The organism is Gluconobacter sp. P1D12_c (assembly GCF_018812105.1).
GTDB classification, from domain to species: Bacteria; Pseudomonadota; Alphaproteobacteria; order Acetobacterales; family Acetobacteraceae; genus Gluconobacter; species Gluconobacter oxydans_A.
Window position 1 is genome coordinate 1 of the sequence record NZ_JACSIQ010000657.1, and the last position, 401, is coordinate 401.

A 401-nucleotide genomic window follows, 5' to 3' on the forward strand; every position below is an offset into this window, starting at 1 on the left:
ACCATATGTTTTGCAGTCATGGGGCCTTATAAGTTACACTTTCCCGTATGACACACATAATGATCGGCTATGCCCGCTGCTCGACGGACAAACAGGATCTAGCGGCCCAKCATCAGGAACTGCTCAAACTCGGTGTTTCTGCCGATCGTATTTACACCGACAAGGGCTTCACCGGCACGAACCGGGAAAGGGCCGGCCTTGACCAGGCACTGGCGGCTGTTCGTAGTGGCGATACTTTGGTCGTACCAAAGCTTGATCGACTGGCCCGCTCTGTCCCTGATGCACGGCTTATTGGCGACAGCCTGGCATCCCGTGGCGTGAAGCTTCAACTTGGGAACAGTATTCACGATCCGTCTGATCCAATGGGCAAGTTGTTCTTCAACATCCTTGCGACTTTCGCG

At 54.0% G+C, this 401-nt stretch carries 1 protein-coding gene; it reads left to right on the forward strand.

The window, feature by feature from the left end:
* Positions 1-47 precede the first annotated feature (47 nt).
* Positions 48-401: recombinase family protein (locus tag KP705_RS18615; RefSeq protein ID WP_215765382.1), on the forward strand; the 354-nt coding region annotated here is incomplete at its 3' end.